This window comes from Mesorhizobium sp. M0139, from assembly GCF_040322455.1.
Lineage (GTDB): Bacteria > Pseudomonadota > Alphaproteobacteria > Rhizobiales > Rhizobiaceae > Mesorhizobium.
Genome location: NZ_JAMYTN010000005.1, coordinates 392,606 through 418,164, shown reverse-complemented (window position 1 = coordinate 418,164; position 25,559 = coordinate 392,606). Strand labels below are relative to the sequence as shown.

The 25,559-nt window shown below is 62.9% G+C and carries 27 protein-coding genes and 1 pseudogene; 12 read left to right on the top strand and 16 right to left on the bottom strand.

Going from position 1 to position 25,559, the window contains the following annotated elements; translation table 11 throughout:
* A pseudogene (locus NKJ58_RS11480) lies at window positions 1–654 on the top strand (DDE-type integrase/transposase/recombinase); the annotation flags it as partial.
* Window positions 655–726: 72 nt separating this feature from the next.
* Here the strand turns inward: NKJ58_RS11480 and NKJ58_RS11475 are convergent.
* Window positions 727–1,605 (bottom strand): LysR family transcriptional regulator, encoded by an 879-nt coding sequence (locus NKJ58_RS11475; protein WP_502902288.1) that lies wholly within the window; start codon window positions 1,603–1,605, stop codon window positions 727–729.
* A gap of 87 nt (window positions 1,606–1,692) precedes the next feature.
* On the opposite strand from NKJ58_RS11475, the gene NKJ58_RS11470 reads away from it, so the two are divergent.
* Entirely contained in the window at window positions 1,693–2,292 is a 600-nt protein-coding gene (locus NKJ58_RS11470) for a LysE family translocator (RefSeq protein ID WP_023705850.1), read from the top strand.
* 158 nt (window positions 2,293–2,450) lie between these two features.
* On the opposite strand, the gene NKJ58_RS11465 is transcribed toward NKJ58_RS11470, so the two are convergent.
* Entirely contained in the window at window positions 2,451–3,245 is a 795-nt protein-coding gene (locus NKJ58_RS11465) for an SDR family NAD(P)-dependent oxidoreductase (protein WP_352518259.1), read from the bottom strand.
* A 181-nt stretch (window positions 3,246–3,426) separates the two neighbouring features.
* Here NKJ58_RS11465 and NKJ58_RS11460 point away from each other — a divergent pair, with 181 nt between their 5' ends.
* Window positions 3,427–3,891 carry a MarR family winged helix-turn-helix transcriptional regulator gene (locus NKJ58_RS11460; RefSeq protein WP_352518260.1) on the top strand — a complete coding sequence of 155 codons (465 nt, stop codon included), beginning with the start codon at window positions 3,427–3,429 and terminating at the stop codon, window positions 3,889–3,891.
* A 29-nt stretch (window positions 3,892–3,920) separates the two neighbouring features.
* Here the strand turns inward: NKJ58_RS11460 and NKJ58_RS11455 are convergent, their stop codons facing one another.
* Window positions 3,921–5,099 carry an MFS transporter gene (locus tag NKJ58_RS11455; RefSeq protein WP_023744337.1) on the bottom strand — a complete coding sequence of 393 codons (1,179 nt, stop codon included), beginning with the start codon at window positions 5,097–5,099 and terminating at the stop codon, window positions 3,921–3,923.
* Between the two features lie 200 nt (window positions 5,100–5,299).
* Between NKJ58_RS11455 and NKJ58_RS11450 the strand changes: the two genes are divergently transcribed.
* The gene (locus NKJ58_RS11450) at window positions 5,300–5,656 is read left to right on the top strand and encodes an ArsR/SmtB family transcription factor (RefSeq protein ID WP_023683780.1); all 357 of its coding nucleotides are present in this window, start codon (window positions 5,300–5,302) and stop codon (window positions 5,654–5,656) included.
* 23 nt (window positions 5,657–5,679) lie between these two features.
* On the opposite strand, the gene NKJ58_RS11445 is transcribed toward NKJ58_RS11450, so the two are convergent.
* Entirely contained in the window at window positions 5,680–6,150 is a 471-nt protein-coding gene (locus tag NKJ58_RS11445; protein WP_023672423.1) for a nucleoside deaminase, read from the bottom strand.
* A 178-nt stretch (window positions 6,151–6,328) separates the two neighbouring features.
* Here NKJ58_RS11445 and NKJ58_RS11440 point away from each other — a divergent pair, with 178 nt between their 5' ends.
* The 3 genes from NKJ58_RS11440 to carB all read left to right on the top strand — a co-directional run bounded on the left by NKJ58_RS11440 (window position 6,329) and on the right by carB (window position 12,129).
* On the top strand, window positions 6,329–7,105 hold the full coding sequence (locus NKJ58_RS11440) for a metallophosphoesterase family protein (RefSeq protein WP_023672422.1): 777 nt from the start codon (window positions 6,329–6,331) through the stop codon (window positions 7,103–7,105).
* A gap of 247 nt (window positions 7,106–7,352) precedes the next feature.
* Window positions 7,353–8,405 carry an SH3 domain-containing protein gene (locus NKJ58_RS11435; RefSeq protein ID WP_352853125.1) on the top strand — a complete coding sequence of 351 codons (1,053 nt, stop codon included), beginning with the start codon at window positions 7,353–7,355 and terminating at the stop codon, window positions 8,403–8,405.
* Between the two features lie 220 nt (window positions 8,406–8,625).
* The gene (gene carB, locus NKJ58_RS11430) at window positions 8,626–12,129 is read left to right on the top strand and encodes a carbamoyl-phosphate synthase large subunit (RefSeq protein WP_352853123.1); all 3,504 of its coding nucleotides are present in this window, start codon (window positions 8,626–8,628) and stop codon (window positions 12,127–12,129) included.
* A 113-nt stretch (window positions 12,130–12,242) separates the two neighbouring features.
* Here carB and NKJ58_RS11425 read toward each other — a convergent pair whose 3' ends face one another.
* From NKJ58_RS11425 to NKJ58_RS11405, 5 genes are all read right to left on the bottom strand, one after another.
* Window positions 12,243–13,340 (bottom strand): beta family protein, encoded by a 1,098-nt coding sequence (locus NKJ58_RS11425; protein ID WP_352853133.1) that lies wholly within the window; start codon window positions 13,338–13,340, stop codon window positions 12,243–12,245.
* Window positions 13,341–13,393: 53 nt separating this feature from the next.
* Entirely contained in the window at window positions 13,394–14,662 is a 1,269-nt protein-coding gene (locus NKJ58_RS11420) for an XRE family transcriptional regulator (protein ID WP_352853122.1), read from the bottom strand.
* Between the two features lie 76 nt (window positions 14,663–14,738).
* A complete protein-coding gene (locus NKJ58_RS11415) occupies window positions 14,739–15,131 on the bottom strand; it encodes a RidA family protein (RefSeq protein WP_352853120.1) in 393 nt (130 codons plus the stop codon).
* A gap of 238 nt (window positions 15,132–15,369) precedes the next feature.
* Complete coding sequence (locus NKJ58_RS11410; protein ID WP_352853119.1) at window positions 15,370–15,834, bottom strand: cupin domain-containing protein; 465 nt, start codon at window positions 15,832–15,834, stop codon at window positions 15,370–15,372.
* Between the two features lie 301 nt (window positions 15,835–16,135).
* Window positions 16,136–16,687, bottom strand: coding sequence for a DUF4142 domain-containing protein (locus NKJ58_RS11405; protein ID WP_023672417.1), 552 nt, complete (start codon window positions 16,685–16,687; stop codon window positions 16,136–16,138).
* A 325-nt stretch (window positions 16,688–17,012) separates the two neighbouring features.
* On the opposite strand from NKJ58_RS11405, the gene NKJ58_RS11400 reads away from it, so the two are divergent.
* Window positions 17,013–17,351, top strand: coding sequence for a hypothetical protein (locus NKJ58_RS11400; protein WP_023724917.1), 339 nt, complete (start codon window positions 17,013–17,015; stop codon window positions 17,349–17,351).
* A gap of 287 nt (window positions 17,352–17,638) precedes the next feature.
* Here the strand turns inward: NKJ58_RS11400 and NKJ58_RS11395 are convergent, their stop codons facing one another.
* Both NKJ58_RS11395 and NKJ58_RS11390 read right to left on the bottom strand, forming a co-directional pair.
* Window positions 17,639–18,127, bottom strand: a complete 489-nt coding sequence (locus NKJ58_RS11395) for a GNAT family N-acetyltransferase (protein WP_023724918.1) — start codon at window positions 18,125–18,127, stop codon at window positions 17,639–17,641.
* A gap of 5 nt (window positions 18,128–18,132) precedes the next feature.
* Complete coding sequence (locus NKJ58_RS11390; protein ID WP_023724919.1) at window positions 18,133–19,062, bottom strand: lytic transglycosylase domain-containing protein; 930 nt, start codon at window positions 19,060–19,062, stop codon at window positions 18,133–18,135.
* Window positions 19,063–19,239: 177 nt separating this feature from the next.
* Between NKJ58_RS11390 and NKJ58_RS11385 the strand changes: the two genes are divergently transcribed.
* Window positions 19,240–19,821 (top strand): methylated-DNA--[protein]-cysteine S-methyltransferase, encoded by a 582-nt coding sequence (locus NKJ58_RS11385; RefSeq protein ID WP_352853118.1) that lies wholly within the window; start codon window positions 19,240–19,242, stop codon window positions 19,819–19,821.
* Between the two features lie 19 nt (window positions 19,822–19,840).
* Here NKJ58_RS11385 and NKJ58_RS11380 read toward each other — a convergent pair whose 3' ends face one another.
* Window positions 19,841–20,167: a hypothetical protein gene (locus tag NKJ58_RS11380; protein ID WP_023724920.1), complete on the bottom strand. Its 327-nt coding sequence runs from the start codon at window positions 20,165–20,167 to the stop codon at window positions 19,841–19,843.
* Window positions 20,168–20,465: 298 nt separating this feature from the next.
* On the opposite strand from NKJ58_RS11380, the gene NKJ58_RS11375 reads away from it, so the two are divergent.
* Window positions 20,466–20,678, top strand: a complete 213-nt coding sequence (locus NKJ58_RS11375; RefSeq protein WP_015316174.1) for a cold-shock protein — start codon at window positions 20,466–20,468, stop codon at window positions 20,676–20,678.
* Window positions 20,679–20,908: 230 nt separating this feature from the next.
* Window positions 20,909–21,109 (top strand): hypothetical protein, encoded by a 201-nt coding sequence (locus tag NKJ58_RS11370; protein ID WP_023689727.1) that lies wholly within the window; start codon window positions 20,909–20,911, stop codon window positions 21,107–21,109.
* Window positions 21,110–21,209: 100 nt separating this feature from the next.
* On the opposite strand, the gene NKJ58_RS11365 is transcribed toward NKJ58_RS11370, so the two are convergent.
* Together NKJ58_RS11365 and NKJ58_RS11360 are read right to left on the bottom strand one after the other, a co-directional pair.
* The gene (locus NKJ58_RS11365) at window positions 21,210–22,070 is read right to left on the bottom strand and encodes an EAL domain-containing protein (RefSeq protein WP_023689726.1); all 861 of its coding nucleotides are present in this window, start codon (window positions 22,068–22,070) and stop codon (window positions 21,210–21,212) included.
* Complete coding sequence (locus NKJ58_RS11360) at window positions 22,067–22,966, bottom strand: EAL domain-containing protein (protein WP_023691538.1); 900 nt, start codon at window positions 22,964–22,966, stop codon at window positions 22,067–22,069. Before NKJ58_RS11360 ends, NKJ58_RS11365 begins: the two co-directional genes overlap by 4 nt.
* Window positions 22,967–23,240: 274 nt before the next feature.
* Between NKJ58_RS11360 and NKJ58_RS11355 the strand changes: the two genes are divergently transcribed.
* Window positions 23,241–24,443 carry a pyridoxal phosphate-dependent aminotransferase gene (locus tag NKJ58_RS11355; RefSeq protein WP_352853116.1) on the top strand — a complete coding sequence of 401 codons (1,203 nt, stop codon included), beginning with the start codon at window positions 23,241–23,243 and terminating at the stop codon, window positions 24,441–24,443.
* A 60-nt stretch (window positions 24,444–24,503) separates the two neighbouring features.
* Here the strand turns inward: NKJ58_RS11355 and NKJ58_RS11350 are convergent, their stop codons facing one another.
* Window positions 24,504–24,899 carry a (R)-mandelonitrile lyase gene (locus tag NKJ58_RS11350; protein ID WP_023711180.1) on the bottom strand — a complete coding sequence of 132 codons (396 nt, stop codon included), beginning with the start codon at window positions 24,897–24,899 and terminating at the stop codon, window positions 24,504–24,506.
* 48 nt (window positions 24,900–24,947) lie between these two features.
* The gene (locus NKJ58_RS11345) at window positions 24,948–25,499 is read right to left on the bottom strand and encodes a methyltransferase family protein (protein ID WP_023683763.1); all 552 of its coding nucleotides are present in this window, start codon (window positions 25,497–25,499) and stop codon (window positions 24,948–24,950) included.
* Window positions 25,500–25,559: the final 60 nt, after the last annotated feature.

Below are 25,559 nucleotides of genomic sequence, written 5' to 3'. Positions count from 1 at the left end.
CCGCTCAATCATGGCCGGGCGACAGCTCAGGATCTGGTTGAGCGGATTGTGGCGGCCAAGGAGCTGCATCCGCTTTGGGGTCCAAAGAAGATCGTGGCACGGCTCAGGCGCACGGCTCCCGAGTTCATGTGGCCTTCAGCCTCGACGGTCGGCGCGATCCTTGCGCGGCATGGGCTTGTCCGCGCCCGCAAGCGACCCCGCCTGCGGGCCTGCGGCAATGGACCCTGGCCACAGCCGCAAGAACCGAACGCGGTGTGGACTGGCGATCACAAGGGCTGGTTCCGGACCCGCGACGGCTGGCGTTGCGAACCCTTGACGGTGATGGATGCGTCGAGCCGCTGTCTTCTGGCGCTCGAAGCGACGGGGTCGACGGCCGATAGCGAAGCCTGGCCGGTGTTCGAACGGCTGTTTGAAGAGCATGGCCTGCCGGATCGCTTCAGAAGCGACAATGGCCCGCCCTTCGCATCGGCCGGCGTCACCGGGCTGACGCCGCTTGTCGTGCGCTTCATCAGCGCTGCGTTGGAGACCGAAGACGGACAATGGACACTCTCATTCCATGCCCACCCGCTCGGCATCATCGACACACGGCACATGAAGCTTGTCCGCCGCAGCGCCGCGCCAACCAATCCGCTTGGCGCTGCGGCGGACGCATAGGGGGAGAGAAGTGTCACCTATGTATCCGGTTCAAAGTGTTACCCATCTATCGGCTGGACAATGCAAGTTCTGTCAAGCCGCCACAGCCCGCCGTGCCAACCCACCCCGGATATACCGCGCGAACTCCTGCGCTGCCGGCGCCGTGCCGTACTTCGGCAAATGCAGATTGATGGAAAAATTCGGCAGCGGCGGCAGCCCGGCATCAAAAGCCAGGATGTCAAGATCGGCAGGCACGGTGGAGGCCAGCCAGGCGGTGACGGCAAGGTCGGAGCGCACTGTCGCGGTCGTCGCGTCGATGTTGCCGTTCTCGAACACGGTGCGCCATTCCAGCCCGTGCTCGTTCAGCGCCGACAGCACCACCGGTCGGAAGGCGCAGGTGTCGGCGACGATCGACACCGGCAGCGGCCGCTTGGCACAGGCGACTCCGCCCTTGGCCCCGACCCAGACCAGCCGGTCAATGGCCAGGCATTCGCCGGCCGACGGGCCAACCCGTTCCTCGATGACGGCAAGATCGATAGTGCCGGCCGCAAGGGCCGCGGCAAGATCCGGCGAGGCGGCGCAGAGTAGGGATATCTCAACCTGCGGATAGGTCTCGGCATAGGCCTTCAGCACCGGCGCCAGCAAGGTGCCGACAAGGTCATAGGGAACACCGAGCCGCACCTGGCCGGCGGCCTCGGTGCCCGCCATCTCGGCCCAGATCTCGTCATTGAGGCCAAGCAACCGTTTGCCCTTGCCGAACAGCCGCTCGCCGGGCCGCGTCAGCCGCAAGCCACGCCGGTCGCGCTCGAAGAGGCTGCAGCCCAGCGCCTCCTCCAGCCTTTTGATCTGCTGGCTGACGGCGCCTTGCGTCAGATGCAGCGCGTTCGCCGCCGCCGTCATGCTGGCCTTGTCGGCGACAGTGACGAAGGTGCGGATCAGCGCTGTGTCGAGGTTGCGGATCATAGTTGGCATTATATCTGCTAATGCCAACCATCGCAAACATTGCATTTACTGAAGTATGCAGAAGTCTACCGTAGGGCCTTCGATGGAGGACGCCTCATGTTGCAGCCCATCTTTCCGCTCATCCTGTTTGCCTTCGTGGCCACCGTCACGCCCGGCATCGCCACCACCCTGTCGACTGCTTCAGGTGCGCAGTTCGGTTTTCGCCGTTCCGTTCCCCTATTGGTCGGCAGCGCCGCCGGCCTCGCCACCGTGACCGGTGTTGCCGCCGCCGGGCTCGCCGGTCTGCTGCTGGCCATGCCGTCGCTGCAACTGGCGATGAAAATCATCGGCTCGCTCTATCTCATCTGGCTGGCAATCAAGATCGGCCGCGCCGGGCCGCCTGATCTCGATGTGGCGATGGCAAAACCCAACAGCTTCTTGGGCGGCGCCGGCATTCAATGGATGAACCCGAAGGGCTGGGCGATGGGACTGGGTGCGGCGGCCTCGTTCGCAGCCCTTGCCGACGGTCCGGGACAACTCGCGCTGCTGCTCGGCTCGACCTTCGGCTTCACCGCAGCCATCTCGCTGTCGATCTGGTGCGTGGCGGGCATGGTGCTGGCACGGCTGCTCAAGACCGAATGGCAATGGCGCGCGCTCAACATCGTGCTGGCGCTGGTGCTGGCTGCGTCGATCATTCCGATGTGGCGGGGAGCGTAAACGCAGAGGTCGGCGCCAGTACCGCACCCGGACCTGCGGTCCGACCTCCCCACAAGGGGGAGGTAGGGAGCGCGCACTTTACCCTCCCCCGTGTGGGGAGGGTCGCGAACGAAGTGAGCGGGGTGGGGGTCCTGGTTCGCGAAGCGAACCAGCTACTCTCAAGCCGCGTAGCGGGCAGCCGGCTTGTCGGCGTGCAGGCTGCCGTAGAAGACTTGCCTTGCGCCGAGGAACGTGTCCAGCTTGGCTGTGTCGGCAAGTGCCGGCACGGTGACGGCTTCGCCCCTGGATAGGCCCACAAGCGCGGCATCGACCATATCGTCGGCGGACATGATGATCTCCTTCGGCAGATTGTCGATATCGCCACCGGCGAGCTCCCAGAAATCGGTGCGGGTCGCGCCCGGCAGCACCGCCTGCACCTTCACATTGGTGCCGGCGACTTCGCGGTGCAGGGCCTCGGTGAAGTTGACGACATAGGCCTTGGTGCCGCTGTAGATGCCGCCGAACGAGGTATCATAGGCGAGCACAGAGGCGATGTTGACGATGGCGCCGCGGTTGCGCGCAAGAAGCCCCGGCAGAACGGCGCGGGTCAGGCGGGTCAAGGCGATGACGTTGACCTTGATCATGCGCTCGGCCTCGTCGGCGTCGGCCGTTGCCACCACGGCCTGGCCACCAATGCCGGCATTGTTGACCAGCAGCGTGACGCTGTCGTCGGCTGCGATCGCCTGCTCGACGCGGCGCACATCATTGTCGTCGGCAAGATCGGCTGATATCACGCTGACCTTGCGCTTGTAAGCATATCGCAGCTTTTCAGCCAGTTCCTCCAGCCGGTCGGCGCGCCGCGCTACCAGCACCAGATCGTAGCCCTGCCCGGCCAGCCGGTCGGCATAGACAGCACCTATGCCGGCCGATGCGCCGGTGACGACTGCGGTACCCTTGTTGTCCTGTCCACTCATTGTCCTGTTCCTTTTTTCTGCCCGGCGAGACAGGTCGATGAACCCTCGTCCCGCCCTGATCTCCAATTAGTGGCATATACCACTTTCCGGGAAGTAGGCATATACCACCATCTTGTCAACGGAGGCGGCAGAAACTATTTCTGCGACAGGCCGGCAGCGGTTTTGCCGGCAAGGAGTCGTGATGAGCAAGACCGTGCTGCCGGGATTCAGCCTTTGCAACAACGCCACGCTGCGGCGCGCCGCGCGCAAGCTCGGCCGCTTCTATGACGATGTAATCTCGCCTTCGGGTCTGAAGGGCACGCAGTACGGCCTGCTCTACCAGATCGATGTCAGCAACGAGCCGGCGATGGGCACGATAGCCGAAGCGATGGTCATGGATCTCTCGGCGCTCGGCCACACGCTGAAGCCGCTGATCCGCGACGGCTATGTCGACACCTTCGCTGACAAGGACGATCGCCGCGTCAAGCGGGTGCGGCTGACGCCGCAAGGCCAGGCCAAGCTCGAGGAGACGACGCAATTGTGGAGCACTGCTCAGCAGCGCTTCGAGGCGCTGTTCGGCCCGCAACGAGCGGCAGATCTGCGCGCTATGCTGGATGAAGTCGCGGCGCTGGACTACGACGTGCCGGCGGCCGCCCCTTCAAGCTGAAAGAACGGCCGCCGGTCCTTTGCAAAGATCTATTCCGCCGGCATGGCGACCGGCCGGGCCGCCCAGCGGCCGGCCAGCACCACGCCAAGCCCGATCAGCGGGAAGATGGCGGCGACTAGGCCGAGGTCGGCCGGCACGCCGTAGCGAAGCACGGCGCCGCCGGCCACAGCGCCCAGCGCCACGCCGAGATAGAGGGCCGAAGCGTTGAGCGACAGCACGATCGGGGCGGCGTCGGGCGCCAGCTTGATGATGCGGCTGGCCTGCGCCGGCGGAAATGCCCAGCCGACCATGCCCCACGGCACCATCATGGCCATCAATGCCGGCCCGGCGAGATGCTGCGGCAGGAAGGTCGGGATGACCGAGAGCATCACCAGCATGACGGCGCTCAGCGCCAGCGACCAGCCGACGGTGCGCGTCGCACCAAAACGGTCGGCCGCCTGGCCGCCGGCTATGTTGCCGATGACGGCGCCGACACCGAAGGCGAGCAGCATGCCGGGCAGCGCAATCGGGCTGAGGCCGCCGCTCTGGATGGCCAGCGGCGCGATATAGGAAAACACCGAGAAGGCGCCGATCAGGGCAAGAGCGGTGGTCAGCAGGATCGGCATGACGCCGGGGCGCAGCGCCGCAGCCAGCCGCCGCCTGAGCGGCAGCTTGGTGCCGACAATTCCGCGCGGCAGCCGGTACCACAGGATGGCGCCGACCAGCGCGCCGAGCCCGGCAATGGCAAAGAAGGTCCCGCGCCAGCCGGCTATCGTGGCAACCAGCGCGCCGAGCGGTGCACCCAGCGCAACCGCCACCGTGGTTCCGCCGACGACGACTGCAATGGCCCGCGCCCGGTGGTGGTCATCGACCAGCGCCACCGCCGTGCCTTGAGCGGTCGCGGCAAACAGGCCTGACGAAAGCGCCATGATGATGCGGGCAATGAGCAGCAGCTCGAAGGACGAGCTCAGCGCCGCCACCACATTGCCGATGACGAAGAACGCCAGCGTCCACAAGATGACGCGGCGCCGGTCCCATTCGCCGGTCAGCGTTGCCAGGATCGGCGTGCCGATGGCGTAAGCCAGCGCGAAGGCGGTGATCAGCGTGCCGGCGAGCGGAATGGAAATGCGGGCGTCGGTGGCGATATCAGGCAGCAGGCTGGAGATGACGAAGCCTTCGGTCGAGATCGTGAACGATCCGAGCGCAAGCCAGAAGAGGCGCTTGTCCATAGGGCGTGTCCTTAGTTCAAAACTTATTGAACAATTGGACATAACAGGACATGATGTCAATGAAGCCAGGTGAAAATAGCTGAAGCCTGCTGACAGCCCTGTGTCAGGACAGCCATTGGGCCAATCGCGAAAACGGACTGTGCATGCCCGCGAAAGATCGACGCGTTGAAATCGCCACCGACTGTGCTTAGTTTCGGGCCATGACTTTGCCGCACCCCAATACAGACCAGATCAGCCTGCCGGTTGTGCTCGGCGTGCTTGGCGACCCGACCCGGCTCGCCATCGTGCGCTATCTCGCCAGCAAGGAAGGCGTGCCGCTGAACTGCAGCCGGTTCCTCGACCTCGGCTCCAAGACCAATCTCAGCTATCACCTGGCCAAACTGCGCGAGGCCGGCGTCACCCGCGCCGAGGTGGCCGGCACCAACCGGATGATCACGCTGCGCCGCGCCGACCTCGACGCCCGCTTCCCCGGCCTGCTCGATAGCGTGATTGCGGCGGCCGGAGATGACCCGGCTCTACCCATCGTCGGCGGCCACGACATCGAAATGCCGGCGTAGCTGGTGCCGAAGTCAGGCCGCTCCTAGCGCTGCCAAAAACCGATATGCGGGGCGAGGAGTTCCTCGTCCATCTCGGGGAAAGGGCCGTGGACCTCGACCGGCTTCTGCCCGGAGCCGAGGACTGTGCGCGACGAGAGGTTCATCGTCGGATTCTCGGCGTGGTTGCCAGTCAGCGCGAGAAGCTTGGTCTCCTCGAAGCCGTAGACCAGCCGGCCGATATTGGCCCAGTACAGCGTTCCCGTGCACATCGCACAGGGCTCGCCGGTTGTGACCAGCGTGCAGGACCAGAGGAAATCCGGCGGATAGGTGTCGGCGGCACGCCGGGAGAGCTCGGTTTCGGCGTGGCGGACGGTGTTGATGTTGCCTTGCCGCATCAGGATGCGATCGTCGGGGCCGACGAGCACGCAGCCGAAAGGATGGTGCCCGTGCGCGGCAGTCTCGCGCGCGACATCATTGGCGGCGCGAAGGTGGGCAACCATCTGGTCGCGGGTCATCGCCTGTCCTCCCCCGGATGAACTCTGGAGCGGCGTGGACGCTAGCAGATGGAGTGCTTCCGCGATAGGCGGGGCTCCCGGCTGTCTCAAACGATCTCAAGGGCTTGATAATGAAGGCAGCGGCTTGATAGGAAGCCGGGCCGCAAGCCTCAACGGGCTGCACCAAGGAGCCCGCCGCATGCGCATTGCCGTTCTCGCCGACATCCATGGCAATGTGCTGGCGCTGGATGCCGTGCTCGCCGATCTAGCGCGGCGCGGCGGCGCCGATCTCACCGTCAACCTTGGCGACTGTGTCTCCGGCCCGCTCTGGCCGCGCGAGACGTTCGAGCGGCTCGAAGCGCTCGACCTGCCGACGGTGCGCGGCAACCATGACCGCCGCGTCGCCGTCGATCCGGCCGACGATATGATGTGGGCTTCAGACCGCTATGCGCAGGAACGGCTGACATCAGCGCAGCGCGAAGCCCTGCTCGCCCTGCCCTTCACGCTGGAGATTGTTCCCGGCGTAGTCGCTTTCCATGCGCGGCCCGACCATGACGAGAAATACCTGCTCGACGCGATCGTCGATGGCCAACTGGTGCGCGCGCCGCTTGCCGCTATTCAGCGGCGGTTGCAGGCGCTGGACCCGGCCTGCCGCATCGTGCTGTGCGGCCACAGCCACCGCGCGGAACTGGTCCGTATCCCCGGCGGCCCCTTGCTCTTCAATCCCGGCAGCGTCGGCGCCCCCGCCTATGAAGATGACACGCCCCCGGCGCATGTTTCGGAGCAAGGCAGCCCGCATGCGCGCTACGGCATCCTCACCTTGGATGGCGATGGTCCAGACCGTTTCGAGACCATCGCCGTCGACTACGACCACGAAGCGGCGGCGAGACAGGCCGCACAGGCGGGCCGACCGGAATGGGCGCATGCGCTGAGGACCGGCTTCATGCCCAAACCCTCTTGGCAAGGCTCCGCTTGACCGCACGGCTGCGTCCTGCTTCCGCCTCGCGGCACCAAACATCGGACGCATTTTCAGACTTACATGGCCGCGTATCGTCCCTTATAAAACCGCCTTGGCTTACGGCGGATTGCTGCCGCAAGGGTAATCGGCGCACGGCCAAATGATGAGGCGCACAATCCGAACCATTTTGCATCGACTGACTGGCGCTCCGCTCCTGCGGGCAGCCCGGTTGTTGGCGGGTCCGTTGGTGGTGGGCCCGTTGTTGGTGAGCTTGCCGGCCAATGCCGAGGACGCGCCTGCTGACATCGTTTCCATAGTGACCGAGCTCGGCCCAGGCGATCTCCTCAACATCCGCGCCACGCCGTCGCCGGTCGGCAGAACCCAGGCGCGTCTGCCGATCGGCTCGAGCGTCAGGAATTTCGGCTGCAACGAAGTGGACGGCCACCGCTGGTGCAAGGTCGAGGAGATTGACAATCCACTGGTCAAAGGCTGGGCGCCCGCGCGCTATCTTATCCCCGACAATCCGACCGTGGTCGAAGTTGACGCCGCGCCGCCCCAGGTGACCGCCAGCGCTGAAGCCGGCGGCCCGACGCTCGCGCCCGACATGTCGACGCAGCCGGCCGACGTGGCCGCAGCGCCCCGGACGACTGCACCTGCCGCCTCTGCCGCTCCGGCTGCACCCACTCAGGCTCCACCCACCCCGGCTGCACCCGCGCCGGCTCCACTCGACCTGACCGAGCGCCTTGGCGGCACGAATCCAGGCGCGCCGAAGTCCGCCGCCGAGATCGGCAGGACCGCCATGCAGGATGCTTACGGCCTTGCCTTCGCAGCGAATGAAAGTCCGCCGACGGATGAAATCCCTGCCACAGAGGCTCCGGCAACGGAGGCCACAGGGACGCCGGAACTCGCCGCCGCCGCGTCTGCGGGAGCAGCGCCGGATACAGCGTCCGCGCCGGGGGTACTATCCCCGACGCCACGGCCAGACCAGGCCAAAGCTGCGACCGCTACGCAAACCGTTGCACGGCTGGAACCCCCGCCCGCCCTCGGCGCCACCGCCGAGATCCCCTGCGCCCGCTATGTCGGACAACCGATGACCCGCTGCGCCGTCAACATCGTCCACAATGGCGCTGACAAGGCAGACATCACCGTGACCTGGCCCGATGGCGGCACGCGCGCCATCTCCTTCTCTGCCGGCATGCCGGCCAACTCGGATTCGCCCAGCGAGTTCCGCTTCACAAGGGAAGGCAGCCTCAACATGATCCGGATCGGCGCTGCCGAGCGGTTTGAGATTACGGATCAGCTCGCGCTGGGGGATTAGGTGTCAGGCAGTAGGGATAGGCAATAGACGGCTTAACCTCGCTCCTGCCTGATCCCTGCTGCCTGATCCCTACTGCATAGCCTCATTTTCGGGGTTACATCTCCCAAAACTCTTCCCTATAAGGCCCTCCTAGCCTGATACCAGAATCGCAAGCACAACCGGCCGGGTCTTCCCGTCCCGGTTTTTCGTGCAAGCCGCTCGCCGAACGGAACTCACAACGATGCCAAGACGCACCGACATCAAGTCGATCCTGATCATCGGGGCCGGCCCCATCGTCATCGGCCAGGCCTGCGAGTTCGACTATTCCGGCACACAGGCCTGCAAGGCGCTGAAGGAAGAGGGCTTTCGCGTCATCCTGGTCAATTCCAACCCGGCCACCATCATGACCGACCCGGAACTGGCCGACGCCACCTATATCGAGCCGATCACGCCTGAAGTCGTCGCCAAGATCATCGCCAAGGAGCGGCCCGACGCGCTGCTGCCGACCATGGGCGGCCAGACCGCGCTCAACACCGCTCTGTCGCTGCGCCGCATGGGCGTGCTCGAGCGCTACAATGTCGAGATGATCGGCGCCGACGCCACGGCGATCGACAAGGCTGAGGACCGGGCGCTGTTTCGCGAGGCGATGAAGAAGATCGGCCTGGAAACGCCGAAGTCGATGCTTGCCAATGCCACCGACGTCAAGAACGCCGACCGCAAGACCCATGAGGCCGAGCGCGCCGCCGTCAAGGCCGAGGCGCCTGCCGACCTCGATGCCGCGCTCGACGCGCTGGAAACCCGCTGGAACCTCGGCGAAGGCGACCGCAAGCAGCGCTACATCAGCCATGGCATGGCGATTGCCGCCCAGGCGCTCGACCATGTCGGCCTGCCCGCCATCATCCGCCCGTCCTTCACCATGGGCGGCACAGGCGGCGGCATTGCCTACAACCGCGCCGAATTCTACGATATCGTCCAGTCCGGCCTCGACGCCTCGCCGACCACCGAAGTGCTGATCGAAGAGAGCGTGCTCGGCTGGAAGGAGTATGAGATGGAGGTCGTCCGCGACAAGGCGGACAATTGCATCATCGTCTGCTCGATCGAGAACATCGACCCGATGGGCGTGCATACGGGCGACTCGATCACCGTCGCCCCCGCGCTGACCTTGACCGACAAGGAATACCAGATGATGCGCAACGCCTCGATCGCGGTGCTGCGCGAGATCGGCGTCGAGACCGGCGGCTCCAACGTGCAGTTCGCCGTCAATCCGGCCGATGGCCGCCTCGTCGTCATCGAGATGAACCCGCGCGTCTCGCGCAGTTCCGCCTTGGCTTCGAAGGCGACCGGCTTCCCCATCGCCAAGATCGCGGCAAAACTCGCCGTCGGCTACACGCTGGACGAGCTGGAGAACGACATCACCGGCGGCGCCACGCCCGCCTCCTTCGAGCCGAGCATCGATTACGTCGTCACCAAAATCCCGCGCTTTGCCTTCGAGAAATTCCCCGGCGCCGAGCCGGTGCTGACCACCGCCATGAAGTCTGTCGGCGAAGTCATGGCCATCGGCCGCACCTTCCAGGAGTCCCTGCAGAAGGCTTTGCGTGGACTGGAAACCGGCCTCACCGGCCTAGACGAGATCGAGATCCCCGGCCTCGGCCACGGTGCCGTGGCTGCCAACCACGCCGACGACCGCAACGCCATCCGCGCCGCGCTCGGCACGCCGACGCCCGACCGGCTGCGCATGGTGGCGCAGGCGATCCGCATGGGCACCTCGCTGGAAGACGTGCACGCCATGTGCAAGATCGACCCGTGGTTCCTCGAACAGATCGCCGGCATCGTTTCCATGGAAGCCCGCATCCGCGAGCACGGCATTCCGCAAGACGCCGTCAATCTGCGCATGCTGAAGGCGATGGGCTTCTCCGATGCCCGCCTCGCCTCGCTGACGAAGACCGACGCCGAAGTGATTGCGAAGATTCGTGAAAAGCTCGACGTTCATCCGGTTTATAAGCGCATCGACACGTGCGCGGCCGAGTTCGCCTCGCCCACCGCCTACATGTACTCGACCTACGAAGTGCCTTTCGCCGGCGCGCTGGCCAATGAGGCGCAAGTGTCATCGCGGAAAAAAGTCGTCATCCTCGGCGGCGGTCCCAACCGCATCGGCCAGGGCATCGAGTTCGACTATTGCTGCTGCCACGCCGCCTTCGCGCTGCGCGACGCCGGCTATGAAGCGATCATGATCAACTGCAACCCCGAGACGGTCTCGACCGACTACGACACCTCGGACCGGCTGTACTTCGAGCCGCTGACGGCCGAAGACGTGCTGGAGATCCTGCGCGCCGAACAGGCCTCGGGCGAACTGGTCGGCGTCATCGTCCAGTTCGGCGGCCAGACGCCGCTGAAGCTTGCCGACGCGCTGGAGAAGGCCGGCATTCCGATCCTCGGCACCTCGCCGGACATGATCGATCTCGCCGAAGACCGCGACCGCTTCCAGAAGCTGCTGCACAAGCTCAACCTTAGCCAGCCGAAGAACGGCATCGCCTATTCGGTCGAGCAGGCCCGCCTTGTCGCCGGCGAGCTCGGCTTCCCCTTGGTAGTGCGCCCTTCCTATGTGCTGGGCGGCCGCGCCATGCAGATCATCCATGACGAAAGCATGCTGCAATCCTATCTGCTCGACACCGTGCCCGGCCTGGTGCCGGAAGACATCAAGCAGAAATACCCCAACGACAAGACCGGCCAGATCAACACGCTCTTGGGCAAGAACCCGCTTTTGTTCGACACCTATCTCTCGGGCGCCATCGAGGTCGATGTCGACTGCCTCTGCGACGGCACGTCGACCTTTGTCTCCGGCATTCTGGAGCACATCGAAGAGGCCGGCATCCATTCGGGCGACAGTGCTTGTTCGCTGCCGGTGCACTCGCTGCCTTCGGAGCTGGTCGACGAGCTGGAGCGGCAGACGGCGGCCCTTGCCCGCGCGCTCAATGTCGGCGGGTTGATGAACGTGCAATATGCGATCAAGGACGGCACGGTCTATGTGCTGGAGGTCAATCCGCGGGCATCGCGCACCGTGCCCTTCGTCGCCAAGACCATCGGCCGGCCGATTGCGAAGATTGCTGCCCGCATCATGGCCGGCGAGAAGCTGGAAGACGCCTTCGCCCATTACGGCGCGATGCCCGACCCGAGAAACCCCGGCCACATTGCGGTCAAGGAAGCCGTCTTCCCCTTCGCCCGTTTCCCCGGCGTCGACATATTGCTCGGCCCGGAAATGCGCTCGACCGGCGAGGTCATGGGCCTCGACCGCGATTTTGCGCTGGCCTTCGCCAAGAGCCAGTTAGGGGCCGGCGTCGACCTCCCGCGCTCCGGCACGCTGTTCGTCTCGGTGCGCGACGAGGACAAGGCCGGCATCCTGCCGGCGGTCAAGCGCCTCGCCGGCCAAGGGTTCAAGGTGCTCGCCACATCCGGCACCGCCCGCTTCCTCGCCGAAAACGGCGTCGACGCGCAGAAGATCAACAAGGTCCTGGAAGGCCGCCCCCACATCGAAGACGCCATCCGCAACCGCCAGGTCCAGATCGTCTTCAACACCACGGACGGCCAGAAGGCGGTGTCAGACTCAAAGTCGCTGCGCCGCGCCACGCTGATGCAGAAGGTACCGTATTATACGACGCTGTCGGGCGCCGCGGCGGTGGCGGAGGCGATTGCGGCGTTGAAGGCGGGGAGCCTGGAAGTCAGGCCGCTGCAGGAGTATTTTGCATAGCGATTAGCCAATCTCCCTCCTTGTGGGGGAGATGGCCGGCAGGCCAGAGGGGGGCACTGTCCCGCCGACGTTGCAGTCTTGCAGGAATCGCGTTTGTGACACCAAGGCACAAATCAGAACAACTCTTCCTGCCTCTGCGTCTCAGCTTGATCTTCCGGCACCGTCACACCGAACATCGAACGCACTTGCTCTAGGGTCTTTGTCGCGTGACGCGTAACTCCCGCAGCCCGCCAGTAAGATGGGTTTCCAACTGCCAGACCATCCGAGACCTTCTTGATGAAGGCATCGCCAAACGAATACGCGGGGCCGCTATATTCAGGATGGTCCACAATATTCTTCGCTGCAGCGCGGATCGCTGCAAAGCTCATCTTTGCAATTGAGCCACCTTTTGAAACGAGGCCGCCCTTATCAAGCGTGTATCTGAAATGAGCGCTGGCCCGCGCATTTTGAGGGTTGCGTAAGAAGTTGGGATTCTCGATTCCGTAGTCAGCGTAAACCACTCGCCTCGGTAAATCGGAACGACTCATGAGCGCTCGATATAGCTCCCATTCTCCGCGCTCAATCGACTTTGTTGAGTTGAATCCAATTTTTGCTATCTGCGTGGAGAACGTTCCAACCGTAATATAGACATGCGCCCAATCCTGAAGGTAAGGCACAGCTGCTATTTGAAATGAAAGTGCCTCAGCAACGTCCTCCGGTTTTTCAATTTCGAACTCGCCAAGGTCGATGCAAAGCATCGCATCTTTGGCAGAGATACCGACACCTCCAAGAACTGTATCGACTTTTTCCCCTAACCTGGAGTCTTCGAGATCACCGAGGGCAAGCTTAAGAACAATCCCGGACTGATTTCGCCTTACAATTTCTCGGACAGCGACGGTCAACGCGCCGCTCGGCTCAACGGTAATTGCTGGTATAATGCAACAACCTAGAAGGCGTGCCCGCTCTGCGAACTCTCTAATAGGATGAGGCGAAGCCGTCTTAAATTCTTCATCTTCATCGAAGCGATGGCTATCAATTACTGCAGGCCGCTTCCGTAGATGCTTTGAGAGTCGATCCGCAAATTTCGACTGACATTCATCGAGTGAAAGCTTGCGTTTGTCCTCATGGTCCCAGTCGTTTGGCATTGGCAATGATAGATGGGGAAGCATGTCGTCCAGATCCCGCGACCGAAGGCGAGATAGGCCAACGTACTCTCCGAACTTAAACTTCATCCTGTAAACGAACAACAATCTGCGCTGCAGTTTTATCACCGAGGTTGTCTCCGTTAAAAACCAAACTGCCTTCGAACACTGCCCTGCCCTACAAGTTCATTGAAAATGCTAAAATCGTTTCGTTCTCTGCGAATCCTGCCTGCTACAATGGCGGGAGATAATCCATTCGCTGCTGCAAACGATCTAACAGCATCGGGTGATTTGGCAAAACGGACAAGGGAGGTTTTCCACTTCTCGTCTGGAATCAGCGTGCTTCTTGCAAAATTGTCCGCTTCCGACTCTTTTCCCTTTTCGCCGCCAATCTCGTCACTATCAAAGAAAGCGATCACATCGTCAAATTGCGTATGCAAAACGAGGTGACCAAGCTCATGCATCAAGACAAACCAGAAGTTATCAAGTCTATCAAATCGTAACGTTAGGCCGATTACCGGAATATCACCATCTAATATCGTCGCACCTCCGTCCAAATGGGTCTTTTCCAAGTGCGGTTCAATTACTACGACTACGCCAATGCTCAAAAGATATTCCACCGCCTGCCGAGGGCCATCATCAAATCTCGACAGTTCCACGAGCCGCCGCACCCAATCCAAATCTAACGAAAAGAAATCTCCCTTTAAATTCCTTTTCTTTGTGCGCGCGACCTCGCAAACCCGAGCATGCCAAGCTAGCAGCGCTTGGCCGTCAACGGAGGAATTCGCCCTTACAACCTGCCGGTGAAGGAAATTGTTCCAGTTCTCCCCAATGCTTTGAATCACATACCTTTGCGCTGCAGCCTGAACATTTTCAGGTTCTCCAGTATCGAGTGGAAACCATCGCCGCCGCAGCATCTCTCTACAAGGTAGGTTATTTAACTCTGCCGGCTCGCTGCTGGATAATTCGACCACTCCCGCTTCAAGATTTGCTTCTATCTTTATACTTACGTTCAAAACGTGGAATAAATCATACAACCTGCGAAGGCTGATAGTAGCGTAGTTTTCTGCCTCGTACCGCTGGATTTGTTGTTCCTTAAGACCCAATAGTTCCGCGAACTGACGTTGTGTCAAACCCCGAGCCAACCTTGCGCGCTTCAATATGTCGGGCAAGCCTTCAAGTTGCGCTGCATTAAAGGTTTTAATCTCACCCGATCGAATACCGGCATAGACGGACACGTCCGATCGCAAGCGATTCAAAGTTTCACGCAGGCTCTTTTTACGAAGCTCTATCACGGACAATTCGATGCCTGTCCGAAGCGCGTCCCAACCATCGAGCGCTTTCAGGCTCGATGTGACACGTTCTATTCGCGCGTTTAGTAAACTGGCCTGGCGGTCATTGTCCGGAATCATTCGCTATCTTTGACACAACAATTTCGTTGCGTCAATGGGATCGGAAGTCGTATAGCAACTTCCGGTTCGCAGCCCCTCACGCCACCGCCACGCACTCGATCTCGATATCGAACTCCATCGGCCATGACGACACCGGCACGAAACTGCGCGCCGGTGGGTTGACGCTGAAATACCGGGCATAGACCCGGTTGATGGCGTTGTAGAAGCCCGAATTGACGGCGTAGATGCGCACCATCACCACATTGTCCAGCGAGGTGCCGGCGGCTTCCAGGCAGTGTTTCAGCGCCTTCAGCGACGCCTCGGTCTGCGTTTCGATATCGCCGCGCACCATCTCGCCGGTCACCATGTCCACCGGCGGCGTCGCCGAGATGAACACGAAGCCATTGGCCCTGACCGCCGTCGAGCACGGCAGCCCGAGCGCCCGCACCTTGGCCGACATCACGGGCACTTCGATGACTTCTTTTTTCATGGTGATCTTCCCCTTGTTTGCCAAGCTGGCGCCAAGGCCCCCTCACCCAGCCTCCGCTTCGCTCGGCTGACCTCTCCCCGAGGGGAGAGCAGCCGGTCAGCGCCAGCGCTTCCCTCTTCTCCCCAGTGGGGAGAAGGTGGCCGCGAAGCGGTCGGATGAGGGGGCCTGCGCCACCTTTGATTGTGAGGAGCTTATCCCCCCGCCCAGCGAACGCCAGCGCCGAACCATGGTCCAGCCGTCACCCCTGCCCCGGATAGGGCATGCCGTCCTTGTGCAGAAACCTGCCATCGGAACTCGGGCTCATCATGTCGATGTCCGAGCAAGTGATGAGATCATCCGGATTGCGCGAGCCGACTTCAAGGTAGCGCGCTGTGGCCGACGATCGGTTGATCATGTGGTGGCCGTTGCCGCTGTTCTTCGCAAAGGTCGCGCAGTCGCCGGCCTTGAGCAGCGTCTCGCCGCCATCCTCGACCAGCACCAGTTCGCCTTCCAGGACATAGACGAGCTCGTCCTCATGGCTGTGCCAGTGGCGCTGGCTGGACCAGCCGCCTGATGGCAATGTCATCAGGTTGACGCCGAAATCGGTGAGGCCGCCGGCATCGCCGAGGCGATGGCGTGTGCGCTCGGCGCAAGGGGCGTCGAAGGGTGCGGGGTAGCCGGAGCCCTTGCGGACAGGCACGGTGGACAGGTCGATCTTGGGCATGGGAGCTCCATTGAATTGGTGGCGGCAGTGTATGTCACTGCCGGCGCAGCCACAGAGCCACTTTGCCGCAATGCCTTGCCAACGGCAGGCATCGGCCGTCGCACTCTACGGCGCCCCCCTCTGTCCTGCCGGACATTTCCCCCACAAGCAGGGAGATTGGCTGTCGCCTCAGCCTTCGCCAATTTTCACCGTCGGTAGAAAAGCACGGCGCCGACGCTGCTGATCTCCCCACTCGTGGGGAGATGTCCGGCAGGACAGAGGCGGGCGCCGTAGAATGCTATTGCTGGCCAGTCACCAACCCTCAACCCTGATGCGCCGCCGCGAGTTCCTTCACGTGCTTCTCGTGCATCTGCAGCGTCGGCAGCGTCTTCTTGGCGAATTCCTTCATCGCCGGGTCGTCGCCCGAGTTGGCATAGCTGCTGAAAAGGGCTACGGCCTCCTTGTGCGCGTCCGTCTGCATCTGGATGTACTTGGCATCAAAATCCTTGCCGCTTGCGCTCTTCAACTCGTCGAGCATTGCCTGCTCCTTCGGCTGCAGGGCCGGCCCCGCGGCTTTGGTCGAACCGGTGGTCTGGCCCTGGCTCAGCGCCGCCTTGAACTCCTTGCCGGCTTTGGTGTGGTCCTTGACCATCTGCTTGGCGAATTTCCTGACGTCAGCCGCCTTGGATTTCTCCTCGGCGAGCTTGCTCGACTGGATTTCGAATTCGTTGGAGCTAGGCACCGTCTTGACGAAGGTTGGGGTATCGACCTTGCTGGCGGCCATGGCAGGCGCGACCGCAGTCGAGTTGGCCGCAAAGGCGGCAGGGGCACCGGCGAACAAGGCGACGGCGGCAATGGTGAGAAGCGTTTTCATCTGAGGTCTCCGATTTGAAAATTTCCCTCGGCTAATCAAACGCGGCATTGGCGGCAGGGTTGCGTCCGGAGAACTATTCGTCAGCGACCATCTGCCGAAGAGCCGTCCCGAGCCCCTGGCGGACAAACCTCAGGACAGCACGCCTCGCCATATTGCAGCTGTTCGTTCCAGTTCGGCCGACCCTCAGGCGTGAAATCCATAAGGTTCCACAGGATCTCGCAGATGCCGATGGCGCGCTGATCCTAATGGACGGCGCTGCATTGGGAGCCGGTTGCACTTCCCTGTATTGCGTCTGCAGGTTAGATTTCCGGAGCTGGGGAGACACATGCAAGAGGATGAAGAGATCGATCTGCGCTGCCCGCAAGTGGTGGCCGACAATGCCGCCAAGGGGTTGAGGCTGCGAAGAGAATTCGGCCGGGGCGGCACCGAGATCGGCGTGGCGCGGGCGACGGAACTCAAGAACCGCCAAAAGCTGGCGCCATCCACTATCCGCCGCATGGTCAGCTACTTCGCCCGCCACGAGGTCGACAAGCGCGGCAAGAATTACGGCAATGAAGACAATCCATCGGCCGGCCATATCGCCTGGCTGCTGTGGGGCGGCGACGAGGGCCGCGCCTGGGCGCTTGAGCTCAAAAAGAAGATCGGCAATGCGCCCGATATCTGAGGGCTGCCGTAAAACGACTGGCGGGCCCCAAACCCCCGCCTGGGACCCGCCAAGGAGTGGCTGAACACATGCCGGTGCAGCCCCTCCACATCTGCCAGTCGTCGATCCGCCATCGGTCGAAAGGCATGGATGGTGAGGTAGCATCCGGTTGCGGCGGCCTATGTGAAGCAGTTCACAATCCGAAGGATTTCAACAGCGCTCGAGCAATTCCAGGAAAAGTGGGAACCGGTTTTCCTGGGAAAAGCGCGTAGCGTTTTCCCCAGGGAATTGCGGCAAGAAAAAAGCCCTTACCCTTCCCAGGCGACAGGCACCATTCCCAGCCGCTCGTAGAGCCTGAGCGCGGCGGCGTTCTCGACCGTGTTGGTCTTGAGGTCGACATGGGCCGCGCCTCGATCGCGAAAGGCGTTGAAAGCCTGCCACATCAGCGCTTCGCCAATGCCTTTGCCGCGCGCTTCGGGATGGACCGCGAGGTCCTTGACGAAGGCCCTGGTCCAGCACAGCGCTGCCGCCGCCAGCCGTCCCTTGGCGTCGATGACCAGGAAACACAGCGCCGGGTCGAATTCGGCATCGCTGGATATGCGCGGCCACCATTCGTCGAACGGGCCGTCGGTGCCGTCGTCGAACACCTCGGTCAAAAGCGCATGCAAGGGCTGCGCGTCACCATGTTCGAAGCAGCGCATGGTAAAGCCGGCCGGCCAGTGCGGTGCAACGAGCGTCTCGTCGAGGATTTTGCGCAGCCGGATGTCGTTTGGAGCCGGCGGGCGCGGTTCAGGCATCGCGCTCAGGCGTCGGGCTGCAGCCGGCGGCGCTTGCGGTCGACACCGAGGCCGGTGGCCTCGAGCAGGCCTTTGCGCTTGGCGTCGAAATAATAGCCGGTCTGGTAGAGCCAATCGGCCTTCTTGGCGTTGCCACCCGCCACCAGCCAGGCGCCACGCAGATATTTGACCGCGTATTTCAGATTGGTTTCGGCGTCGAACAAGCCCTTGGCCGGCCCGTCATAGCCCATGCCGCGCGCCGTCGCGTGCTTGATCTGCATCAGCCCCCAATGGCCGTTATTGTAAGCCTTGGGATTGTAGGTGCTTTCGCGGTTGACGACGTGGCGCACCAGATCGACCGGCACCTCGTAGAGAGCAGCGTATTTCTGGATCAGCCGGTCGACGTCGCCGCGCATGCCGGTCGCATGCTCTTCTTCCGGGAGACCGAGGGGCGCGGCGGGGAACTGGCCCAGGAAAGCAGGGTTCTGCGGCACGACATAGGCTACCTGCTGCACGCCGGGCATGGCGTTCTGGCCGCCCTTGGCGGTCGCCGGCATGACAAGGCTGGCGGTCGTATATTGCGCCGCGACCGGCTGTCCGGCCTTGGCGGGCGCAGGCGCCTGCCAAGCATTGGCGGCCATCACCGCAGGCACGGCCGGGGCCGTGGGCGTCGCGCCGGCAAAGGCCGCGGTCGCGGCAACCGGCTGCGCAGCGGCATCGAGCGCTGGCGTGCCCGGCGTCGCTTCGGCCGACTGAACGGGTGTTATGCCCGAGGATTGCGGCAGCACCGAAACCGTATCGGGCAGCGGCACGGTAAAGCCGGCATCGCTGCCGGCAGCGGTCGCGGTTTCGGTCAGCGCAGGCGTGGCCTTCATCTGCGAGGTCGATTGGCAGCCGCTGAGGGCAGCTGCGCCGACGATCACAGAGATCGCGAAAAGGTTGAATTTTGCTGGCAAGCCGCGCGGGTCCGATTTGTCGGTTGTTAAGAAGTCCTTACACCAGCGATTCCTGGCGGGCAATCGGGACCATCTGGTGGTTTTCGGGTGGCGAGAGCCGGGCTCAGATGCCATATTGTTCTGCATATGTACCGGTCGGTATCCCGGTTTTCGCCGCTTTGCGGAAAGGAGCGCATCATGGAAACGGCATCTTCGATCACAGCCGGCCACGCAGTGTTAGAAACAGTGATCGGCTTCATGGGCATCGCCTGGAGCGAAAAGGGCCTGACCCGGCTCTGCCTGCCCGAAAGGAGCCGCGAAGCAGTGGAGCGCCGGCTGATGCGGCATGCCGGTGTTGCCGCCAATACGACTGCGAACATTGGGCAGCCGCAATGGGTGGTCGAGCTGATCGCCTCGATCAAGGCGTATGCGTCAGGCGAGGACGTCGATTTCTCCGGCGTGCCGGTCGATCTCGACGGCGTCGACGACTTCCGTCTCGCCATCTACGACGCGGCGCGGAAACTGCATTACGGCGAAACCACCACCTATGGCGAACTGGCCAAGCGCGCCGGCCAAGCCGGCCTGCCGCGCGAAACCGGGGCAGCGCTGGGCGCCAACCCGGTGCCGCTGGTCATCCCCTGCCATCGGATACTAGCCGCGGGCGGCAAGATCGGCGGCTTCTCGGCGCCCGGCGGCTCGGCCACCAAGGAAAAGATGCTGGCCATGGAAGGCGTGCGCGTCGGCCCGCCGCCGGCGGCGCAGGTCTCGTTCGGGTTCTGAAAATCAGAGCCCGAACGCCCTAATGACGGCGCAGGAAGCGGCGGTGAAAATGGTCGTTCTCGATCCGCTTGCAGAGATAGACCGGGCAGGACTCGGTATCGGCGCTCGGTACATAGGCGCGCTTCCTGACCTCGCCGATATTGCAGAATTGCTGGCTCTGCACATAGCGGTCGAAGAGCGGCAGCCCCGGCACGCGCCTGGACTGATAGCGCAGGATGACCGCGCCCTGGCGGGCGATCGTGCCTTGCACCCTGTCGCAGCTCATACGAGTGGGGTCGTAGCGCGAGATCGCCTGCGCCTCGGCGGCCGCCAGCGTCAGGCAGGCGGCAAGCAGAATGGTTTTCACAACGGTTTTCATGACAGTCTCCCAAAACCGGACAAACGCCGTCGGGCGTCCCGATCTTCCCGATTGCTCGACGCTTTCATGCGATTGGGGCGGCCTTTGGGCGGCGCCACCGCAACGCCATTTTTCGAGCCATCTTGTTTTTGGTGCGAAACCCGCCTATATCAGCTCCATTGATATTTCGGCCGATCGATCCGGGCCTCGCGATCTTCGCGTTTGCTGACGTCTATCTCCAAAATCTCGATACAAACCGGCTGAACCTCGGTTCGGTCAAACCAAAGCAAATGCGAGGACTATTCATATGGCAACTGGTACGGTCAAGTGGTTCAATGCCACCAAGGGCTTCGGCTTCATTCAGCCTGATTCGGGCGGTGCGGACGTTTTCGTTCACATCTCCGCTGTCGAGCGCGCTGGACTGTCGACCCTGGTCGAAGGCCAGAAAATCAACTTCGAGATCGAGCAGGACCGCCGCACAGGCAAGTCGTCCGCTGGTTCTCTGAGCAAGGCAGCCTGATTTTGCGATAGCGCGCGCCGGACGAGAGTTCGGGGCGCGCGGCAAGTCACGGATGTACTGACGGTCGCGCGAGAAGCGCGCTGGAGCGGAAAGACCCGACAAGCTGGATCAGCAGATAGCTGCCGGCCCGGACTTAAAGCTCCGATCAGGCTACCGAAAATGGGAAGGCGGGATTTATCCCGCCTTTTTGTTTGTCTGGAATTGGACGATGGCCATGCTAGTTTCGCCCCATGACCAAGCTCGAACAGATTGAAAGATCCATCGCAGCCCTGAACACCAAAGAACTAAAGGCCTTTACCAAATGGTTCGCAGCGTATCGGGCAGAGGTGTGGGAGATGCAGATCGAGGCGGACGCCAAGGCTGGCCGGCTGGATAAGTTTGCCGAGCAGGCTTTGGCTGAACTTCACGCGGGCCGAGTTCGCCCTCTTTGAATGCGCGCTACGGCCGAAGGCCGCAAGCCCAACCGGGCATCGCGCCCGTTGGCGTCCCGTCCGGAACGAGCCGCGAAGCGGCGGCAAGCGCGAGTACAAATCAGCGCCGCAGATGCAGCGGCACCACCTTGTTGTCGGCGCCAAGCAGCGCCTCGATCGACAGCGGCTCCCGGTTGAAGATCGTGCCGGCCAGCGCCGGGCGGCCGAGATGGAACCCCTGTAGCAGGTCGACGCCGCCATCCAGCGCGACGCGCAGATGCACGGATTGCTCGATGCCTTCCACCAGCACCTTGGCGCCGCGATCGTGCAGCGACGAGACGAGCGGCCGGAAGAAGCGCTCGGCGGCAGCGTGGCGGCAGAATTCGGCGAACCAGCCGCCGTCGATCTTCACAATATCCGGTTGAAGCAGGCTCATCCGCTCCGCGGTCGAGTGGCCGGTGCCGAAATCGTCGATGGCGATGCGGATGCCGTGGCGCCGCATCTCGCGCACCAGCGGGGCCAGCACATTATCGTCGGCCGCCTGTTCGGTGATCTCGCAGACCAGCATGGCGGCATGCAGGTCGAGATCGCCGAGATGCCGCGTCATCAGCCGGATCTCGGCCAGCGCCCGCCCGAGATGATCGTTGATCATCGGGTTGTAATTGAAGAACAGGTCGAGCCCGTCGACGCCGATGTTGCGGAAGTTTTTCAGATGCAGCATCCGGCACATCGTCTCGACAAACAGGCGGTCGCCCGGCGCAACACTGTCGAAGAACATGGCCGGTGCAACCGGCATGGAAGCGCGCTGCGGTTCGATCAGCGCCTCGACGGCAACCGCGGCCAACGCGCCACCGCGTGGCGCAAAGATCGGCTGGTAGGCGCTCTTCAGCCGGAACGCGCCATAGACGCCATATTCGATGCCGACCTCGTCGGCAAAGATCGCTTCGCCGATATCGCGACGCCTCTCGCGCTGCCCGGTCATGGCCCGGTCCTGCGCCCGAACACCCTGCCCGGCCGCGCCGGAGGCGCTGCCGTCGGGCCGGCAGGCGTCTTGCCAGGCTCGGCCGCCGCGACAGACGGCTGCGTATCCTTGCCGAAAGCGCGAAAGCTGGTCGGCGCCAGTTCCGGCTTCGCCAGCACGAAGCCCTGCACCATCGATGCGCCGGATTTCTCGGCCAATTCAAGCTGCCAGCCTTCCTCGATGCCTTCGAACACGGTGCGGATGCCCTGTAGTTCGAAGTTCGTCACCATGGCAGTCAGCAGGGCAAAGCCGGCCCCCGATTCCATGAGTTGCGTGATCCAGTGCGCATCGAATTTGACGATGTCGGGCTTGAGCTCCTTGATGCGGTTGATGTCGGATTCATCGGCGCCGTAATCGTCGACAGCGATGCGAAAGCCATTGGCCCGCAGCGCCTCGACAAAGCTGTAGAGCGTTTCCTGCGACGCCGACTTCTGCTCGGTCACCTCGCACACGATGCGGCGCGGATCGATCCCGGCTTCGTGCAGCACCAGCCGCATGTCGCGCAGCGCGTTATCGGCGATGGAGCGCTCGGTAAACACCGACGGATCGAAATTGACGAAGATCGAAGCCTCTTGCGACAGGCAGGCGCCGGCATTGAGCAAATGCAGCGTGCGCGTCAGCGCCTCGATATGCAGGCGGTCGCCGGCCGGACAGGTGCGGAAGAAGTTCATCGGCGATTGCGGCTCGCCGTCACGAAACGGCCGGATCAGCCCCTCGAATGCTGCGATCGAGAGCTTGCCCTCCTTGAAGGCGAAGATCGGCTGAAAGGCGCTCTGCAGCGTGTAGGGACCCCAGACACCTGAAGCGGTGCCGTCATCGTGACGGATGATGTGGGCAAGCCCGGTGCTGCGCGACAAGGGTCCCTCGCTCCGCGAGACAGGCGAAATGGCTGGCGATCCTGCCGTCAAAGGTTTTAGCGGCCGTTGATGAATTTAGTCTTGCCGGGGATAGGCGTCGATTGCAGAGCCCGCAACGCAGAGTGAAACCGTCATGCACGCGCTCCAAAAAGCCGATCTCCACGGGTCCTTGACCCTGGCTCATCCGACAATGCTTGCACTTGCCGGGTCGATGCGACATGAGAGGCGCCGCAGCTGTTTGCGGTTGCGCCGACCCCTCTGGAGATATCTGGCCATGGCCTTTCTTGCCGACGCCCTTGCCCGCGTAAAGCCTTCCGCCACCATCGCGGTGACGCAGAAAGCCCGCGAGCTGAAAAATGCCGGCCGCGACATTATCGGCCTCGGCGCCGGCGAACCGGATTTCGACACGCCCGACAACATCAAGAATGCGGCGATCGAGGCGATCCGCCGCGGCGAGACCAAATACCCGCCGGTTTCGGGCATCGCGCCGCTGCGTGAGGCGATCGCGAAAAAATTCAAGCGCGAGAACAATCTCGACTACAAGCCCGAGCAGACCATTGTCGGCACCGGCGGCAAGCAGATCCTGTTCAACGCCTTCATGGCGACGCTGAACCCAGGCGACGAGGTCATCATCCCCCGCCCCTATTGGGTCAGCTATCCCGAAATGGTGGCGATCTGCGGCGGCACCTCGGTGTTCGCCGATACTTCGATCGACAATGGTTTCAAGCTCACTCCCGCCGTGCTGGAAAATGCGATCACGCCGAAGACCAAATGGCTGTTGATGAACTCGCCGTCGAACCCGTCCGGCGCCGCATACACGGAAGCCGAGCTGCGCGCGCTGGCCGACGTGCTCTTGAAGCATCCGCATGTCTGGACACTGACCGACGACATGTACGAACACCTGACCTATGGCGACTTCGTCTTCAGGACGATCGCCGAGGTCGAGCCGAAACTCTACGAGCGCACGCTGACCATGAACGGCGTCTCGAAAGCCTACGCCATGACCGGCTGGCGCATCGGCTATGCCGCGGGTCCCGTCCAGCTGATCAAGGCGATGGACATGATCCAGGGCCAGCAGACCTCGGGCGCCTGCACCATCGCGCAATGGGCCTCGGTCGAGGCGCTCAACGGCCCGCAGGATTTCGTCGCCAGGAACAAGGCGATCTTTCAGGGCCGTCGCGACCTCGTCGTGTCGATGCTCAACCAGGCGCGCGGCATAACCTGCCCGTCGCCGGAAGGCGCTTTCTACGTCTATCCGTCCTGTGCCCAGCTGATCGGCAAGAGGACCAAGGCCGGCAAGGTCATCGACACAGACGAGACCTTCTGCTCGGAACTGCTCGAGGCCGAGGGTGTCGCGGTGGTGTTCGGCTCTGCCTTCGGCCTCGGCCCCAACTTCCGCATCTCCTACGCCACGTCGGAGACGCTGCTGGAGGAAGCCTGCACGCGCATCCAGCGGTTCACGGCATCGCTGACCTGAACTGGCGGCACCGAGACATGAAACCCGGCTTCGAGCCGGGTTTCATGTCAGGAGCAGACCTCAGCCGCCATACTGCTCGCTGGTGACCGCTTCCATCCAATCGGCATGGACGCCGTCCAGCGCTTCCTGCATGGCGACGTGGGTCATTGTCGTCTTTGGACCCGCGCCGTGCCAGTGCTTCTCGCCGGGCTCGAACGAGATCACGTCGCCCGCCTTGATCTGCTGGATCGGCCCGCCCCATGTCTGCGCAAGGCCGGCGCCCGACGTGACATAGAGCGTTTGGCCGAGCGGATGCGTGTGCCAGTGGGTACGCGCGCCAGGCTCGAAGCTGACCAGCGTGGCCCGCAGCCGCGCCGGCGCTTCCTTCTCGATGATGGGCGTCTGCAGCACGCGGCCAGTGAAATACTTCTCCGGTGCGATGATGGTCGGCACGCTGCCGCAGGCAATGATCTTCATCTCTGGTGACCCCTAAGTTTGGCAGAACCTACCCTGCCCCGGTGCCGGCTACCACCCCAGCCGGGGCCAGAACAGGCCGGCACGTACGCGATAGTCCGCGTAGGCTCCGGCCAGCGGCGTGCGCGAAAATTTCTTCTCTTCGTCCAGCGCCGCAAACACATAGAGGATAGCGATCCCGGCGACCGGCACCAACGCCCAGACCGACCAGGTCGCGATCCCCCAGCCGATCCAGAAGACGATGTAGGACGTATAGAAGGGGTGGCGGACATGGCCGTAGGGGCCGTGGGTCAGCAGGCTGTGCGGATCGTCGGGTGCGAAGACGAAGCGCAGCCGCACCTTGCGCGACGTGACGATCGCCCACCAGAACAGGGCAGAGCTCGCCAGTTCGACGGCAAGTCCGGTGAGCTTTGCCGAACCCGGCTGCGATTGGATCCAAAGGGTGGCGAGAAAGAACAGCGCCGTGGCGATGACCGCCGCCGAAATCACCATGGCGCCTGGAGACATCGCCTGCGATTGGAAATGCGCCCGCATCGACCAGACATATTGGCCAAGCATCGCGATGCTGCAGATCGAGACAAGAAGATCGAGGACTGGTTCCATTGTCGGGATTCCGCGCGTGATTGCCATGGAGCCAGCGATCGTGCCGGCTATCTCTTTAGA